At 75.0% G+C, this 16588-nt stretch carries 14 protein-coding genes and 1 pseudogene; 9 read left to right on the top strand and 6 right to left on the bottom strand.

Translation table 11 applies throughout. The features are described 5' to 3' along the window. Nucleotides 1-308 (bottom strand): hypothetical protein (locus tag ACLIBK_RS17890; protein WP_415388649.1); only part of this gene is annotated, 308 nt, incomplete at its 3' end. 139 nt (nucleotides 309-447) lie between these two features. Between ACLIBK_RS17890 and rsfS the strand changes: the two are divergent. From rsfS to ACLIBK_RS17875, 3 genes and pseudogenes are all read left to right on the top strand, one after another. Beyond that, nucleotides 448-846, top strand: a pseudogene (gene rsfS / locus ACLIBK_RS17885) (ribosome silencing factor); the annotation flags it as partial. Nucleotides 847-1156: 310 nt separating this feature from the next. Further along, entirely contained in the window at nucleotides 1157-1612 is a 456-nt protein-coding gene (locus tag ACLIBK_RS17880) for a 23S rRNA (pseudouridine(1915)-N(3))-methyltransferase RlmH (RefSeq protein ID WP_415388650.1), read from the top strand. Nucleotides 1613-1817: 205 nt separating this feature from the next. Then, complete coding sequence (locus tag ACLIBK_RS17875) at nucleotides 1818-2492, top strand: NnrU family protein (RefSeq protein WP_415388648.1); 675 nt, start codon at nucleotides 1818-1820, stop codon at nucleotides 2490-2492. 313 nt (nucleotides 2493-2805) lie between these two features. Here the strand turns inward: ACLIBK_RS17875 and ACLIBK_RS17870 are convergent, their stop codons facing one another. Then, nucleotides 2806-3675, bottom strand: coding sequence for a helix-turn-helix transcriptional regulator (locus ACLIBK_RS17870; RefSeq protein WP_415388647.1), 870 nt, complete (start codon nucleotides 3673-3675; stop codon nucleotides 2806-2808). 95 nt (nucleotides 3676-3770) lie between these two features. On the opposite strand from ACLIBK_RS17870, the gene ACLIBK_RS17865 reads away from it, so the two are divergent. Next, nucleotides 3771-4664 (top strand): SDR family oxidoreductase, encoded by an 894-nt coding sequence (locus ACLIBK_RS17865; protein ID WP_415388646.1) that lies wholly within the window; start codon nucleotides 3771-3773, stop codon nucleotides 4662-4664. 19 nt (nucleotides 4665-4683) lie between these two features. Here ACLIBK_RS17865 and ACLIBK_RS17860 read toward each other — a convergent pair whose 3' ends face one another. Continuing rightward, nucleotides 4684-5154 carry a hypothetical protein gene (locus ACLIBK_RS17860; protein ID WP_415388645.1) on the bottom strand — a complete coding sequence of 157 codons (471 nt, stop codon included), beginning with the start codon at nucleotides 5152-5154 and terminating at the stop codon, nucleotides 4684-4686. 202 nt (nucleotides 5155-5356) lie between these two features. Next, nucleotides 5357-7348 (bottom strand): AsmA family protein, encoded by a 1992-nt coding sequence (locus ACLIBK_RS17855; protein WP_415388644.1) that lies wholly within the window; start codon nucleotides 7346-7348, stop codon nucleotides 5357-5359. Between the two features lie 221 nt (nucleotides 7349-7569). On the opposite strand from ACLIBK_RS17855, the gene ACLIBK_RS17850 reads away from it, so the two are divergent. Then, nucleotides 7570-8394, top strand: coding sequence for a DUF2272 domain-containing protein (locus ACLIBK_RS17850; protein WP_415388643.1), 825 nt, complete (start codon nucleotides 7570-7572; stop codon nucleotides 8392-8394). A gap of 153 nt (nucleotides 8395-8547) precedes the next feature. On the opposite strand, the gene ACLIBK_RS17845 is transcribed toward ACLIBK_RS17850, so the two are convergent. Next, nucleotides 8548-9171 (bottom strand): hypothetical protein, encoded by a 624-nt coding sequence (locus ACLIBK_RS17845; RefSeq protein ID WP_415388642.1) that lies wholly within the window; start codon nucleotides 9169-9171, stop codon nucleotides 8548-8550. A 453-nt stretch (nucleotides 9172-9624) separates the two neighbouring features. Between ACLIBK_RS17845 and ACLIBK_RS17840 the strand changes: the two genes are divergently transcribed. The 3 genes from ACLIBK_RS17840 (at nucleotide 9625) to ACLIBK_RS17830 (ending at nucleotide 13019) form a co-directional block, all read left to right on the top strand. Further along, entirely contained in the window at nucleotides 9625-10881 is a 1257-nt protein-coding gene (locus ACLIBK_RS17840) for an amidohydrolase family protein (RefSeq protein WP_415388641.1), read from the top strand. A 186-nt stretch (nucleotides 10882-11067) separates the two neighbouring features. Next, the gene (locus tag ACLIBK_RS17835) at nucleotides 11068-12099 is read left to right on the top strand and encodes an SIS domain-containing protein (protein WP_415388640.1); all 1032 of its coding nucleotides are present in this window, start codon (nucleotides 11068-11070) and stop codon (nucleotides 12097-12099) included. After that, complete coding sequence (locus ACLIBK_RS17830; RefSeq protein WP_415388639.1) at nucleotides 12096-13019, top strand: ROK family protein; 924 nt, start codon at nucleotides 12096-12098, stop codon at nucleotides 13017-13019. The genes ACLIBK_RS17835 and ACLIBK_RS17830 overlap by 4 nt, the downstream gene beginning before the upstream one ends. A 385-nt stretch (nucleotides 13020-13404) precedes the next feature. On the opposite strand, the gene ACLIBK_RS17825 is transcribed toward ACLIBK_RS17830, so the two are convergent. Then, nucleotides 13405-14640, bottom strand: a complete 1236-nt coding sequence (locus ACLIBK_RS17825; RefSeq protein ID WP_415388638.1) for an ROK family transcriptional regulator — start codon at nucleotides 14638-14640, stop codon at nucleotides 13405-13407. Between the two features lie 243 nt (nucleotides 14641-14883). On the opposite strand from ACLIBK_RS17825, the gene ACLIBK_RS17820 reads away from it, so the two are divergent. Continuing rightward, nucleotides 14884-16557: a gamma-glutamyltransferase family protein gene (locus tag ACLIBK_RS17820; RefSeq protein WP_415388637.1), complete on the top strand. Its 1674-nt coding sequence runs from the start codon at nucleotides 14884-14886 to the stop codon at nucleotides 16555-16557. Nucleotides 16558-16588 lie beyond the last annotated feature (31 nt).

Below are 16588 nucleotides of genomic sequence, written 5' to 3'. Positions count from 1 at the left end.
AAGCCGGCCCGCGCCGGGTCGGCCAGCGCGTCCCGGGCCGGGTCGGCCACCGCCCGCACGGCGCCGGCCGCGGCGTCCCGCAGCGGGGCGGCGACGTCGCGCAGCGCGGCCTCGGCCACGTCCCGCAGCACCGCCACGGCGTCCCGCGGCGAGGCCGCCCCGCCGTCGCGCACCGCCGCGGGCCGGACCGCCCGCAGCGCGGCCGAGGCGCCGTCCCGCACCGCCAAGGCCCCCGCCGCCCGGGCATCCCGCGCCGCCGAGCCGGCCCGCGCCCCGGCCGCCCGCGCCGCGCGCCCGACGGCCGGCAAAGCCGCGCCCGCCGCCCCGGCGCCGCGCGGCCGCGCGGCTGCCGCCACCGCCGAGGCCGCGCGCGGCAGCCGCGCCGTGCCCGCTGCCCGGGTGCGCCGGGTGGTGACGCCGGCCGAGCCCGGCGAGCCCGAGCTGGAGCTGGACGCCCCCCTGCCCGCCCCGCGCAAGCCGCGGTCGCGCAAGGCGGCGGCCGGCGAGGAAGCGCCGCCGCGCGCCAAGGTGACCGCCCCGGTGCTGGAGCGGCTGGTGGCCGCGGCCGTGGCCTCGCTGGAGGACGACAAGGCGGAGAACGTGGTGGTGCTGGACGTGGCCACCCGCTCCTCCTTTGCCGACCGCATGGTGGTGGCCACCGGCCTGGCCGACCGGCAGATCCAGGCGATGGCAACGCACCTGGAGGAAGCGCTGGAAAAGGAAGGCGTGAAGCGCATCCGCAGCGAAACCTCGCCCGACTGGGTGCTGCTGGATGCCGGCGACGTGGTGATCCACCTGTTCAAGCCGGAAGCGCGGCTGAACTACGCGCTGGAACGCATGTGGGGCCCGCACAGCCCCACCGCCGAGGACCCCACCGAAGCGCCGCATGGCAGCCCGGACGACACCCTCACCCCGCTGCCCGAGGACGAGGCGGCCTCGGCGGCCGGGGCGGAGGAGGATGACGAGGGCACGGAGGCCTCCGCCGACGCGCCGGACGACGACGCGGATGCGGATGCGGATGCGGATGATGACGCGGACGACGAAGACGACGAGGACGAGGACGAGGAGGACGACGACGACGACGCGGACCCCGGCAAAAACCGCGACTTCGGCGACGAGGACGACGAGGAGGAGGACTGACACGGCCCGCGCCCCCCTGCTGCTGGCGGTCGGGCGCGGCCGCCAGGGGCCGGAAGCGGCCCTGTTCGCGCATCACAACGCGCGGCTGCGCCCGCCCCTGACCCTGCGCGAGTTGCCGGAAGGCGTGGGCGCGGCGGCCGAGATCCGCCGCCGGGAAGCGGAGGCGATCCTGGCCGCCCTGCCCGAGGGGGCGCTGGCGGTGGCGCTGGACCTCGGCGGCACCATGCCGGACAGCGAGGAGCTGGCCGCCCTGTCCGCCCGCTGGGAGGCCTCGGGCAAGCCCGTGGCCTTCGTGATCGGCGGGGCGGAGGGGCTGGACCCGGCGGTGCTGGGCCGGGCGGAAACCCGGCTGTCGCTGGGGCGGCTGACCTGGCCGCACCTGCTGGTGCGCGGGCTGCTGGCCGAGGCGCTGTTCCGCGCACAGTGCATCCGCACCAACCATCCCTATCACCGCGGCTGGCGCCCGGGTTGAGGGCCCGGCCGCGGCGTGGCCTGCAGCGCTGCGCCCCGGCCGGGCCCTCAGCGTCGCGCCGCAATGCGGCCTACGGCGTCGGGGCGTGGCCTACAGCGCCGCACCGCAGCTTGGCCCTCAGCGCCGCGCCTCGGCGCTGCGCCCGGCGCCGCGCCGGGGGTGGCCGGGTTGCCGGCTTGGCCCCGGGCGCGCCAAGCTGCCGGGCATGATGTTTCTCCTCCTCGCGGCCCTGCTTTGGGTCGGGCTGCACGTGGGCGTGGCCGGCACCGCGCTACGCGGGCGGCTGGTGGCACGCCTGGGCGAGGGCGGCTTCCGCGGGGCCTTTTCCCTGGCCTCGGCGGTGGCGATCACGCTGCTGGTGCTGGCTTGGCGCAACGCCGATACGGCGCCGCTCTGGGTCGCGCCGCGGGAGCTGCGCTGGGCGCTGGTGGTGCTGATGCTGCCGGCCTTTGTCCTGTTCGCCGGCAGCCTGCTGACGCCCAACGCCACCGCCGTGGGCGGCGAGCGCGCGATGGGACAGGAACCGCGCGGCGTGCTGCGCATCACCCGCCACCCCATGCTCTGGGCCTTCGCGATCTGGGGCGCGGTGCACGTCCTGGGGAATGGCGACAGCGCGGCGGTGCTGTTCTTCGGGGCCTTCCTGCTCACGGCGCTTCTGGGCATGCCCTCGCTGGATGCCAAGGTCGCGGCGCGCGACCCGGCGGGCTGGCGCGGCTTCGCGGCGGCGACCTCGCTGCTGCCCTTCGGGTCGGTGGCGCGCGGCCAGAACCGGCTGCGCTGGCGGGAACTGCTGCTTCCCGGCGCGGTGGGGCTGCTGGCCTGGGCGGCGCTGCTGCACCTGCACCCCCGGCTGTTCGGCGTGTCGCCGCTGGCGCCCTGACGGGCGGCGCAGTCCTCGTGCCGGGTCCGTGCTGTCGGGGTGGTCCGTGGTGTTCGGGCCTGGGCCAAGGGGGCTCTGCCCCCTTGGGACCCCCGCCAGGAGCTTAGGCTCCTCGACCTCATGAGTGCCTCCGGCGGGGGCGGGATGGCCGACGGCCGTCATAATGGACAGCGTTGTCCTACCCGCCCCCGCCGGAGGCACTCAAGTGGGGTCCGGGGAGTTTAAACTCCCCGGCGGGGGTCCAGGGGGCGGCGCCCCCTGGCCGACGTCAGAACACCACGGAACACCCCGGCACGCCGGAGCCCGGCCCGGGTCAGCGGTCCTCGGTGATCGGTTCGGGCGTCGGGGCCGCCGGTGCCGGGCCGATCAGGGCGGCGATGCGCTCGGCGTCGGCGGGGGTGACGGGGTTGTAGATCACCATGCTCAGGTCGGGGCGGCCGTCTACGGCGAAGGCCGAGTACTCGATCGCGATCGGGCCGAGCACGGGGTGGCGCAGCTGCTTGAGGCCCTCGCCGTGGGAGCGGACGTCGTTGCTGCGCCACATCGCGGCGAAGTCCGGGCTGCGCTGGCACAGTTCCTCCACCAGGGCGGCCACCGTGGCCGCGGCGCCGGCGCGCGCCACGTCCGCGCGGAAGGCCGCCACCACGAAGCGCGCGACGCCCTCCCAGTCGGACTGCGCGGCGCGGACCTGGGGGTCGAGGAAGACGAGGCGCAGGACGTTGCGCTGAGCGGGCGGCAGGGCGCCGTAGTCGGTCAGCACGGCGGCGGCGGCGCGGTTCCAGGCGACCACGTCCCAGGCGGCGTTCTTCACCAGGGCGGGGCTGGAGCCCAGCGCGTCCAGGACGCGCTGCAGCCGCGGCGTGACGCCCTCCGCCATGCGGGCGCGGATGCCGGGCGGGCGACCGAGGCCGAGCAGGAACAGGTGCTCGCGCTCGTCCTCCGTCAGCAGCAGGGCGCGGCTGATGCGGTCCAGCACCTCGGCCGAGGGCGCGCCGCCGCGGCCCTGTTCCAGCCAGGTGTACCAGGTCGGGCTAATGCAGGCGCGCTGCGCCACCTCTTCCCGCCGCAGGCCGGGGGTGCGGCGGCGCGCGCCGGACAGGCCGAAACCCGCGGGGTCGAGCCGGGCGCGGCGGTCCTTCAGGTAGGCGCCGAGCGGGTTGGCGCCGGCAACCGGTACATCCATGCTGGTAGCCATCTTACCATGATAAGGTTACTACTCTACCGGGATAGTGAGGACCCCGACAGTGGCTGCCATCGTTGCGATGGAGCCTGCTTCTCATGCGTATCTTCGTCACCGGCGCGACCGGGTTCGTGGGCGCCGCCGTGGTGCGGGACCTGATCGCCGCCGGCCATCAAGTGCTCGGCCTGTCGCGTTCCGAGTCCGGGGCGGCCGAACTGGCGGCGGCGGGGGCCGCGGTGTTGCGCGGCACGCTGGAGGACGCCGCGAGCCTGCGCGAGGGCGCGCTGGCCGCCGACGGCGTGATCCACACCGCCTTCAACCACGACTTCTCGCGCTTCGCGGAGAACTGCGAACTGGACCGCCGCGCCATCGCGACGCTGGGGGAGGCGCTGGAAGGCACGCAGCGCCCGCTGCTGGTGACCTCCGGACTGCTGCTGGTGGCGCCGGGCCGCACCGCCACCGAGGCGGACCCGGCCATCCCGCTTTCCGCCACCTATCGCCGCGCCTCGGAAGCGGCAGCGGCGGAACTGGCGGCGCGCGGGGTGCGGGTTGCCGTGGTGCGGCTGGCGCCTTCCGTGCACGGGGATGGCGACCACGGCTTCGTGCCGCACCTGATCGGGCTGGCGCGGGAGAAAGGCGTGTCGGCCTTTGTCGGCGAGGGCGCCAATCGCTGGCCGGGCGTGCACCGCTTCGATGCGGCGCGGGTGTTCCGCCAGGCGATCGAGCGCGGCGCGGCGGGCGGACCCTTCCATGCCGCGGCCGAGGAAGGGGTGCCGTTTCGCGACATCGCCGCGGTGATCGGCCGCCGCCTGGGTGTGCCGGTGGTGGGGCTGCCGCCCGCCGAGGCGGCGGCGCATTTCGGCTGGTTCACCGGCTTCGCGGCGGCGGACCTGCCGACCTCCAGCGCGCGCACCCGGGCGCTGCTGGGCTGGGAGCCGGAAGGGCCCGGGCTGCTGGCCGACCTCGACCGGCCGGAGTATTTCGGGGGCTGAGCGGGACGCGCGCGCCGGGTCAGCCCGGCAGGCAGCGCACCACGTCGCTGTGGCCGCGGGCCAGGGCGCGGCGGGTGCCCTCGGGACAGGGGATCTGGCCGCCGCGGGCGGGGGGCAGGTCGCTGAACCAGCCCTCCGCGTCGCCACCGCCACCGCCGCCACTGCCCAGGCCACCCGGCACGCCGCGCCGCGGGCGGCCGTCGCAGCGGCCGGGGGCGCCGCGCACGGGGGCGCCGCCGTTGGGGCAGAGCCAGCGGCGCAGCGCCTGCAGCTCGGCGGGGGACAGGCGAACCGGCTGCGCGAAGGGTGGCGGGCCGAAGCCGGGCGGCACGGCGGTGCCCGGGAATGCCGCTGCCGGCGCAACGGTGGGTCGGAGCAGCACCGACACCGGTGCGGCCGCCGCACCGGCGGCGCCGGACAGGCCCGGCAGCAGCGCCGCGGCGGCGAGCCGAACCGCGACCGTGCTGAACCCCCAGGTGCTACGGCTCATGCCGCCGAGCCTCTGCCCTGGTCTGGTGCGGCAAGGAAGGCCGGGGGAGTGAACTCCCCCGGACCCCCTCCTTTTTTCATGAGTAAAAGAGCCCCCGCGGCCACCAGCGCACCTGCAAACTCCCGAAAATAGAAGGGGGTCCGGGGGGATACTTCCCCCCGGCTTACTGCTCCCACCGACTCAGACCGGAGGTGCGACGGGATCAGCGGTTGCCCTGCGACGCCCTGTTGCGGGCGGGGGCGCCGCGCTGGGCGCGCTGGGCGATGCCCTCGCAGCGATTGTCCTCGCCGATGCCGAACTGGATGGTGGGCAGGATAGCCAGCGGCGCCGCCAGCGCCGCCAGCGCGCCCGCGGCACCCCCGCGCGCGACCAGCTCCGCCGCCTCGATGCCGATGTCAGGGTTGCGGAAGGTGCCGTCGATGGTGATCGGGGCGGGCAGCTGGCCCACGGTGAAGTGCTTGGACTCGCTCTCCAGCCGGTAGTCCAGCCGTTCCCGCCGCAGGTCGATGTTGCCGCTGCCGGTGATCAGCACCGGCTCGGTGTCCAGGAACAGGGCGCGGGTGTTCAGCACGCCGCGCTGCAGGGCGAAGTCGCCCACGAAGCACTGCACCACGGTGCGGTCGGGCAGCTTGAAGAAGCTGAGCAGCGAGTTGGCGATGCGCAAGCCGGACAGGTCCACCAGCAGGGCGGACAGGTTGCCGCCGCCCGACATGGCGATGGTCAGCGCGCCGTTGCCGGTGCCGAGGATGCCGGCCAGCGACTTGCCGGTGCCCTCGATCTGGGCGCGGCCGTTCAGCGTGCCGGCGCCCTGGAAGGTGCCGGTGGCCTGCATCAGCCGCGACACGTCCAGCCGCTGGAACTGGATGTCCGCGCGGGCGCGCAGCGCGTCCTCGGGCTGCGGGGTCAGGGTGATCTCGCCGGCGATGCGGCCGGGGCCGACCCCGAGCGCGATGGGGTGCAGCGTCACCACCCCGTTCACGATGTCCATGTCGACGCTGAGGTTGTCGAAGGGAATGTTGCGGCCCTGGATGCGCTCGCCGCGATACTTCAGGTGCACGTCCGAGCCGGTAAGCTTGGGCATGTTGATGGGGTCGTCGGGCAGCACGCGGGCGCTGGCTTCCTCGCGCGCCACCTGGCGGCGCTGCGCTGCGGTCTGGCCGGGGGTGGAGGTGCGGCCCGGCTCCTCGCCGATGAAGCCGCCGAGGTCGGCGAGGTCCACGCGGCGGGAGCGCAGGTCGGCGGTGACGTCCGGCCGCTCGCCGCCTGTCGTGACGGTGATGGTGCCCGACAGGTCGCTGCTGCCGACGCGGCCGTCGAAGTCGCGCAGGCGGACGCGGCCGTCGGCGTAGTCCAGCCGGCCGTTCAGGCGATAGTTGGGGGTCTTAGGGAAGGGCACGCCGGTCAGCGGTTCCAGCAGCGCCATGTCCGGGCCGGCCAGGGTGGTCCTCACGTCCACGCCCTGCAGTTCCAGCAGGTTGGCCACGGTGCCTTCCAGGTTCACGACGGTGGGGCCGTTGTGCAGCTCCATCGCCACGGGCCAGGGGCGCTGCTGGTTCTGCAGGTCCAGCACGGCGCCGCCCAGCAGCTGGCCGGTGATGCGCTGCCCGGCATAGGTGCCGTTCGCCTCCACGGCGATGCGGGGGGCGGGGCCGTCCTCCTCGCGGGTGTTGATGGCCAACTGGAAATCGGCGCGCAGCTTGGGGATGGCGACGTGCGCCTGGCCGTCGCGGATGCGCAGCAGGCCGATGCGCGGCGCGGCGGAGGGCTGCTGCGGCGCGGCGTTCTCGCCGGCGGGGGTGCCCACGGAGAAGCTGTAGTTGTTGCGCCCGTCCTCCAGCGCCAGCACCTGCACCGCCGGGCGCTCCACCTCGATCGAGGGGATCACCACGGCGCGGTCGTGCCAATAGGCCATCACGTCCAGCTGTGCCGTGGCACGCGGTACCTGGGCGAAGGGCGGGTCACCGGGGAAGCCCTCGGGGTTGGCGACGCGCAGGTCCTCCACCGTGATCTCCGTGACCCGGCCGAGGCGGACATGCAGGTGGGCGATGGTGACGGGGCGGCCCAGCGCCGCCGAGGCTTGGCGCTGCACCAGCGGGATGAACCAGTCCCAGCTCCAGAAGGTGACCAGCAGCGCCACCGCCGCCACGGGGATGCCGAGCCAGATCAGCCAGCGGGGAAAGTGTCGGGCCGTCATCGTTTATTCTCCCGGCGTGGAAACCTCGGCGGCGCTCCGGCGAAGCGCGTGGCCGTTCCGAGAATAAGACGCGAAACGCCCCCCGGTTGGTTGTGAAGGGCGAGATTTCCCCGCCGTGCCGCCGTGGCCAGGGGCGCAGGACGGTCGCCTCGCGCGATTGCGACCGCCCGGAGCCGCCGGGGTGAGATGCGCCATACGGCAACTCGGGTTATGGCGCGCCCGTGCGCCCCTCCCGCTTCGCCCTCTTCCTGCTCCCCGCCCTTCTGGCCGCCTGTGCCGCCCCGGCCCCGCCACCGCCCCCCGCGGCACCGCTGCGGGCTTCGGGCGACCTGCGGGAGCGGGTGGTGGGCGCCGCCCTGGCGGAGTGGGAAAGCTGGGGCAAGCTGGTGCTGACGGGCTGGGAGCCCGTGCTGGATGGCGGCGCCGTGGCCGATCCGGGCAACTTCTCGCGCATCCTCGGCTACTGGGACACGGTGCCGGAAGGCGCGGGGGTGGCGACGCGGCACCAGACCACGCACGACGCGCTGATCGCCTCGCTGGAGGAGAGCGGCGTGGTGCCGGCGCCGGAGCCGGCCATCGCGCTCTGGGCCAATCCCGCCTGGTCGGCGGCCTTCATCTCCTTCGTGATGCGCTCCGCCGGGGTCAGCGAGGGCGACTTCCCCCCCGCCGCGGCGCACGCGACCTATGTGGACAGCCTGCTGTCCCGCGTCTCCTTCGATCCGGAGGGCGCGCCCTTCCGGCCGCACGCGCCGGAGGAACGGGCACCGCAGCCCGGCGACCTGCTCTGCGCCGACCGCTCGCGCTCGCCGCTCTATGGCTGGACGGAACGGCTGGGCGAGCCCGGGCAGTTCCGGCCGATGCATTGTGACGTGGTGATCTCCGGCGGGCCCGGGGTGGTGCAGGCGATCGGCGGCAATGTGCGCGACGTGGTGGCGCTGCGCCGCCTGCCGGCCGACAGCCAGGGCCGCGTGCTGCCGGCACCGCCGGGGGAATCCGTGTTCTTCGTGGTGTTCGAGAACCGCCTGGGCCGGCGCCCCGGCGCCTGATTCCCCGCCCGGACAGCGCGGGCGGCGGCCGGGCGGTGCGCGGTGCGGGCCGGGTGGCTGCGGGGATGCCGGGGCCGGCCGGCCGCACCGTCAGGGACACCCGGCGCGGTTGCGGCTGCCGGGCATCCGGTTCCGGCAGGCGGCGGGCGAAGCCTATTCCGGCTCTCCGTAGTCCATGAGGAACTCCATGAGCGCCTTGCGGTCGGCCTCGTCGAGCACCCCCTCGAGGTCCTCGCGCATATACTCGCCCTTGACCAGCCTGAGGGCCGTGGTGGCCTTCATGCCGTAGCCGACGAGCACGTCCTTGAGCTTGTGGAACCTGTCCGAGAAGGGGGCGGAGGGCAGCGCCTCGCCGTCGAGCTTGCCGAAGGGGGCTGGCCCCTTGGGGACATAGAAGCCCGCCTGGTCCGCCGCTTCCTGGGCCTGGCGCTTCTTTCTGGTGGCCGAGATGGCGGCGCCGACGCCGCAGGTCACGAAGAACGGGATGCCGGCGAGCACGATGTTCAGCTCGGGCCCGGCAAAGAGGCGAAAGGCCGTGGTCTTGGCCGCAGCCTCCGCCCGGGACGGCTTCTCCTTGCCGTTGTTCATGTTGGCGTGACGGAAGGCGGTGTAGACTTCCTGGGGCCTGAAGACTGCGCCCCGGTTGATGCCGCCCTCCATGCCGCCATACATCGCCTGGAACTGCGTCTCGATGGACCGGCCGTAATGGGTCGATTTGAGCGCCTTGTGCACGGCGCCCCGGACGGCCCTCCTGGCGCGCTTCAACGTGTCGCTCAACGCATCTCTCCTCGGTGTCGCGTTGTTCTGCGGCGGAGCGGTTCGTCGCCGGGTGGGCGCCCCCGGGGCCGTCCACCGGGCCCGCTTCTAGGGGCTCGCCCGGTGCTCAGGAGCACTGTCGGTTGTCCCGGCTTGTCCAGGACAAAGATTCAACCGTTCCGCGTGCTGGTCACGATGGGAGGATGGTTGTTTCGGGTGTTGCCTGTGGCGGGGGCGCTGGGCCTGCACCCCGGAAGCGCCCGGGGCGGAAATACCGGAAACTTCGCAGCGCCCCGGCGGCATGCGCGAGGGCAGCGCCCCCCTGGCCGCGACCGGCCCGCCCAGCCACGACCGAAGGCGCCCGGCCCGCATCCAGCGCCGGCAGCAGTGGCGCCGGGACCGGGGTGCTTGCGCGGGGGCGGGCGTGAGTCCCAGGATAAAGCCAGTCGATGGATGTATTCCGGAGGGCGCGGCATGGATCGGCAGGTCTTCATCCGGGGCGGCTGGGTGTTCGGCGCCCCTGCCCTGCCCAGCGGCACCGTGGGGGTGGTGGAGGTTGTGCAAGGCCGCATCGGGCGGGTCGGCCCGGCCCAGGGCTTCGCGCTGCCGGACGGCACGGCGGTGATCGAGGCCGCGGGCTGCACCGTGCTGCCCGGGCTGATCGACACGCATATCCACGTCTTCCACGAAGCGCAGATGATGCGCCTGTCCGAAGGGGCGGCGGCGCTGTGGGGCGCCAACTACGTGCAGTCCGCGCTGCGGGCGGGGGTGACCACCATCCGCGACCTCGGGTGCCAGACGGACGCGATCTTCGGCCTGAAGCGCGCCCTGGCGGCGGGCTGGGCGGTGGGACCGCGGCTGCTGGCCTGCGGGCGGGCGATCTGCATGACCGCCGGGCACGGCTGGGCCAATCTCAGCGTGGAGGCGGACGGGCCGGACGCCGTGCGCAAGGCGGCACGGCAGCAGATCAAGGCCGGGGCCGACGTGATCAAGGTGATGGCCACCGGCGGCGCGGGCACGCCGGGGGAGCTGCCGACCTCCGTGCAGCTGGGCGTGGCCGAGATGCGCGCGGCGGTGGAGGAGGCGCACAATGCCGGCAAGCCCGCGGCGGCGCACGCGCTGGCCAACCAGGGCATCAAGAACGCGGTCGAGGCCGGGGTGGACACGGTGGAGCACGGCGTCTTCCTGGACGACGCGGCGATCGAGATGCTGCTGCGGCGCAACGTCGCGCTGTGCCCCACCATCTCCGTGTATCCGCGCATCATCGAGCGCGGCGCGGCGGGCGGCGAGGCCGCTTTCGTGATCGAGAAGTCGCGGCCGCTGGTGGAGCCGCATTTCGAGAGCATCCGGCGCGCCGTGGCGGCCGGGGTGCGGATCGTGTTCGGCACGGATTCCGCCACGCTCTACAACCCGCTGGGGGATTTCGGGACGGAGATGGCGCTGATGCGGCGCGCCGGCATGACGCCGGAGGCGATCCTGCTCTCCGCCACCCGCACCGCGGCGGAGGTTTGCGGCATCGCCGGGGAGGTCGGCACGCTGGAACCCGGCAAGGCCGCGGACGTGCTGGTGGTGCGCGGCAATGCGCTGGACGACATCGCCGCGCTGGACCAGGTGCAGCTGGTGCTGCGCGACGGGCAGCGCGTGTACGCGGCGGGGGAAGGTCGCAGCCCCGGGCTGGTGGGACGGCCGGTGCTGGGGCGCGATCTGCCGGGCTGGAATGGCGAGGCCTGAGCGGGTGCCTGCCCGGCCCGGTTCCTTTCCCGGGTCCGGCCGCGGGGGCCCCTTGTGGCCGACGCGGCTGCGCCGCTAAATCGAATGATTGGATGAATTGGGCGCGCCACCCCTCGGCGCGGCTTCGCGAGGCTGCCCGGTTCCGCGCGGGTCGCGGGACACCGGGCCGAATGATGGGCAGGGCGCATGACGGTCAGCGGCTTCATCCGGGAACAGCCCGAGCGCATCGCCGCCACGCTGCGCCATGCCGCGGCGGCGCTGGAAGGCTGGCGGCCCGACACCGCCGGCGGGATCTGGCTGGTGGGCTCCGGCTCCTCGCTCAACGCGCTGAACGTGGTGCTGCCCGGGCTGCTGGCGGCACGCGGCGAGGCCGGGGTGCGGGCGATGGGGCCGGACAGCTTCGGGCGCGCCCTGCCCCGCGTGGCCGGTCCTCGGCCGCTGGCCGTGGTGCTGTCCCAGAGCGGCCGCAGTACCACCAGCGTCGCGGCCCTGCGCGCGGCGCTGGCGGCGGGCTGCCCGGCGCTGGCCATCACCGCCGAGGCCGACAGCCCCTTCGCCGCGGTGCCGGCGCCGCGGCTGGTGGTGCCGCTGGGCCCCGAGCCGATCGGCCCCAAGACCAAGGGCTTCACCGCCACTCTGGCGGCGCTGCTGGAGGTCGGAGCGCGGCTGGGCGCGGCGCCGCTGCCGGGCTTCGACGCCGCGGGCTTCGGTGCGCTGGTGGAGGGCACCCGCGCCCCGGCCGAGGCACTGGCCGCCGAGCTGGACGCGGTGGATTTCCTGCTGGTGTCCGGCGGCGGGCGCTTCGGCGGCATCGCGCTGGAAGCCTCGCTGAAGGTGGCCGAGATCGCCGGCCTGCCCACCGCCACCTTCGAGCCGGAGGAGGTGCTGCACGGGCGGCTGCATGGCATGACCGAACGCTCCCTGGGCGTGCTGATCGTCTCGGAGGCGGCGGAGGTGGCGCAGGCCGTGCGCACCGCCGGCGCCATGGCGCAGCGCGGGGTGCGGCTGCGGCTGCTGAACCTGTCGCCCTCGCCCACCGCCTTCGACTGGTGCCCGCAGCCGGGCTGGCCGGCGGCGCCCTTCGACGCGCTGGCGGCCATCCTGCCCTTCCAGTGGCTGGCGGTGGCGCTGGCCCGGCGGCGCGGCATGCTGCCGGAAGCGATGCGCTATCCCGGCCTGTCCGCGGCACTGTCGATCAAGCTCGCCACCACGGCATGACGGCGCGCATCGGCATCGACGTCGGCGGCACCGCGATCAAGCTGGGGCTGGTGCTGCCGGGCGGGCGCATCGCCGCGCGCGCCCGGCTGGACCTGCCGCGCGAGGGCGGGCTGCCGGCGCTGGTGGCGATCCTCGGCGCCGCCTGCCGCGACCTGGAAGCCCGCGCCGGGCAGCGCGCGTCCCGCATCGGCGTGTCCACCCCCGGCTTCACCGATGCCGGCAGCGGCCAGCTGCTGGACGGGGGCAACAACGTGCCGGCGCTGCGCGAGGGCAGCCTGCGGAACGCGCTGGCGGAGTCGCTGGGCCGGCCGGTGGCGGTGAACAACGACGGCGTGGCCGCCGCGGTGGGCGAGCTGCGGCACGGCGCCGGCGCGCGGTTCCGACGCTTCGTGCTGCTGACGCTGGGCACCGGGGTCGGCGGCGCGGTGGTGCTGGAGGGCCGCGTGGTCACGGGCAGCCGGGGCGAGCCGCCGGAGCTGGGCGCCCTGGTGCTGGACGCGGCCGGGCCGCCCAACCGCCAGGGCCTGCCCGGCACGCTGGAGCATTTCGCCTGCGCCGGCGCCTTCCTGGACGCCTACCGTGGCAGCGTGACGCCGCCGTCCCTGCCCGAACTCTTCGCCCGCCTCGGCACCGATCCGCAGGCCGCCGCGGCGGTGGACGCGGTGTGCGGCCGCATCGCCCAGGCGCTGGGCGGGCTGGTCAGCGCCCTGAACCTGGAGGCCTGCCTGCTGGGCGGCGGCGTCGCCGCGGCCGGCGCGCCGCTGCGCGACGCCGTGGCCGCCCAACTGCCGCGCTTCACCTGGCCGCTGCAGCGCGGCCGCGTGGAAGTCCTGCTGGCCGAAACCGGCAACGACGCCGGCCTGCTCGGCGCCGCCGCCCTGGCCAGCCCCGAACCCGCGGCCGCCCTGCTGGCCGGCTGACCCGAACATCCCGTCCGGTCGTCGGTCGGAGGCGGGAGGGGTATTGGTCCGGATGGTGCGGTTCGGTCCTGTGTATTCGGGCGGTGGCCAAAGGGGCTCTGCCCCTTGGATCCCCCGCGAGGAGCTTAGGCTCCTCGACCTCATGAGTGCCTCCGGCGGGGGCGGGATGACCGACGGCCGGCATAGTGGACCGCCCTGTCCAACCCGCCCCCCGCCGGAGGCACTCAAGTGGGGTCCGGGGAGTTTAAACTCCCCGGCAGGGGTCCAGGGGGCAGCGCCCCCTGGCCAACGCCGGAACATCCCGGACCCAACCGAAGCCCCCGGATCAGCACCCATCCCCAGCCCCGATCGACGCCCGGACGGTGTTCCGGCCGGGCCGGTCTGGTCAGGCGGCGGCTTCGGTGGGGCGGGCGGTCGTGTCCGGGGCGCTGCGCTTGAGGAGCAGGGCGGGGTCGGGGGCCATGCCGTCGAAGATGGCCAGGGAGGCGGCGCCGAGGACGCGGGTTTCCAGCCCGGCGGCGGCCTTGAGGACGCGGGGCGTGCCGGTGTTGCGGCCGGAGCGGACGCTGCGCGGCAGGGGGTCGAGGCGCGCCAGCAGGGCGTCCAGCAGGTCGTCGGGGATGCTGCCGCCGATGATGGTGGCCTGCGGGTCGAGCAGGTTCTCCAGGTTGGCGACGGCGTGGCGGAGGTGGGTGGCGGCCTCCTCCAGCCAGCGCAGCATGCGCGGGTCGCCGGCGGCCAGGGCGCGGGACAGCTGGTCGGGATCCACGGCCTCCGTGCCCTCCGGGGTGCCGGTCAGGGCGGCCTGCGCGGCGGACAGGGAGGCGTAGCGTTCCAGGCAGCCCTGGTTGCCGCAGGAACAGGGGCGGCCGCCCGGCACCACCACGAGGTGGCCGAGTTCCCCGGCCAGGCCGTGCGCCCCGCGATAGGGACGGCCGTTGAGCACCAGCCCGCCGCCGATCCCGGCGCCGAGATAGAGGTAGAAGAAGTCCCGCAGCTCGCGGCCGGCGCCGAACAGCAGCTCGCCCACGGCGGCGGCGGCGGCGTCGTTGTTCACCAGCACGGGCAGGCCGAGGCGCTCGCCCAGGCGGGCCGCGAGGGGGAAGCCGTCCCAGTCCGGGATGGTGGAGGGGCCGAGCCGGGTGGGCTCGCCGCCGGAGACCAGGGCGGGAATGGCGACGCCGGCGCCCCAGAGCCGGTCGGCGGGCACGGCGGTGCGGGCGCGCAGCTCGTGTGCCGCCGCCTCGATCAGCGGCAACACCACGCCGGGGGTGGGGCGGATCACCGGCACCTCGATCTGGCCCTGCACCTCGCCGGCGAGGTTGAGCAGCACCACGACCAGGCGCCGGTGGTCGAAGGAGATGCCCAGGGAAAAAGCGCCGGCCGGGTCGATGGCCAGGTCGATCGGCGGCTGGCCGCGGCCGCCGGTGCGGCGGCGGGCTTCCAGCAGCAGCCCGGCCTCGCGCAGGCCTTCGGCGATGTTGGACACGGTTTGCGCCGACAGGCCGGTGAGGCGGGCGAGTTCGGCGCGCGACAGGGGGCCGTGCCGGCGCACGCCCTCCAGCACCACGCGGCGGTTGAAGCGGTGGCCGAAATCCAGGTTGGTGCCGGACAGCGTCATGGTGGCCGTGTTCTTAGCACGCCCTTGGCGACGCGGCGGGGCGCTTCGCGATACGACGCCTGCCCTGCCGCGTTCGGCGTGGCTGGCCGCGGGCGGTGGCCGGGCGTTCGGCGCGGCGCCCGCCGCGGCGGCCGGGACGGCGGCCCGAAAGCCCTTGCGGCTGCGGCGCGGCCGTCATTAAATCAACTCAGTTGATCAATTTGCGGTTCATTCCCCGCAAGCCAGCTCCGGAGCGTGCGCCCGATGATCCCCGCGGACCCGCCCACCTCCCGGCCCCTGCTGCTGGGCACCCGGCACATGGTGTCCACCGGGCACCCGCTGGCCAGCGTGGCGGCGCTGCGGGTGCTGGAAGCCGGCGGCACGGCGGTGGATGCGGGGGTGGCGGCGGGCTTCGCGCTGAACGTGCTGCAGCCCGACATGGCCAACCTCGGCGGCGTGGCGCCGGTGATAGTGTTTCGCGCCGACACGCGGACGGTCCGCACGGTCAGCGGCATCGGCGTCTGGCCGCGGCTGGCGACGCGCGAGGCGGTGGCGCAGGCCGGGGGCGGGCGGATTCCGGCGGGGCCGGGGCGCTGGGTGGTGCCGGCGGCGGTGGATGCCTGGCTGACCACGCTGCGGCTGCACGGCACCATGACGGCGGCGGAGGTGATGGCGCCGGCGATCGAGCTGGCCGAGCGCGGCTTTCCCGTGAACTACTTCCTGCGCAAGAACCTGCTGGACGCGGCGGGTGCCCTGGCGGGCTTCGCCCATAGCCGCGAGGTGTTCCTGCCTGGCGGCGCGGTGCCGGCGATCGGCGACGTGCTGCGGCAGGAGGCGTTGGGCGGCACGCTGCGGCACCTGGCCGAGGCGGAGCGCGCGGCGGGCGGCACGCGGGAGGATGGCATCCGGGCGGCGCGCGACGCCTTCTACCGCGGCGAGATCGCCGAGCGGGTGGGCGCCTTCTCGCGCGAGATCGGCGCCTTCCTGCGGGCGGAGGACCTGCACGGCTTCGCGGTGCGGGAGGAAGCGCCGGCGGGCGTGCGGTATCGCAGGCGGCAGGTGCTGGGCTGCGGGCCGTGGTGCCAGGGACCGGCGCTGCTGCAGATGCTCAACCTCGTGGGCGGCTTCCCGATGGGCACGCTGTCCGAGGCCGATGCGGCGCACGTGATGGTGGAGAGCGTCAAGCTGGCGCTCACCGACCGCAACCGCTTCTACGGCGACCCCGACTTCACCGCCGTGCCGCTGGACCGGCTGCTGTCGGCCGCGCACGCCGACGCGTTGCGGGGGACCATCGACATGGCGCGGGCGGGGGATCCCGAGACCGCGGCGCCGGTGCTGGAGCGCACCTCGCCCGACACCACCTACGCCTGCGTGGTGGATGCCGCCGGCAACGCCTTTTCCGCCACGCCCAGCGACAGCACCATGCTGCTGACGCCGCTGGTGCCGGGGCTGGGCTTCGCGCCGTCGGACCGCGGGTTGCAGGCCTCGCTGGACCCGGCGGACCCCAACAGCATCCTGCCGGGCAAGCGGCCGCGGCTGACGCCCAGCCCGGTGATCCTGCTGGAGGAGGACGGCTCGGTGATGCCCTGCGGCACGCCGGGGGGCGACGTGCAGACCCAGGCGCTGCTGCAGTTCCTGGTGCACCACCTCGACCGCGGGATGGACCTGCAGGCCGCCACGGAAGCGCCGCGCTGGGCCAGCTACGCCGTGCCGGCCTCGGAGGACCCGCATGCCCGCCGGCCGCGCGCGCTGAAGCTGGAGAACAGCGCGGGGGCGGCGATGGCCGGGGACCTCGCGCGGCGCGGCCATGTCGTGGAACACTGGCCGGCGCGGGCCGCCCTGGCCGGGGGAGTCTGCGCGGTGCGGCGCGACGCGCGATCGGGCGTGGTCAGCGGCGCCGCCGACCCGCGGCGCATGGCCGTGGCGATCGGCCGCTGAGCAACCCACCGTCTCGGACCGGGAACAGGAG

Origin of the sequence: Roseomonas sp. BN140053 (assembly GCF_047690175.1) — a bacterium.
In the GTDB taxonomy this organism is placed as follows: Bacteria; Pseudomonadota; Alphaproteobacteria; order Acetobacterales; family Acetobacteraceae; genus Roseomonas.
The sequence above is the reverse complement of the archived record's forward strand: the minus strand, read 5'-3'. Positions and strand labels throughout refer to the sequence as shown.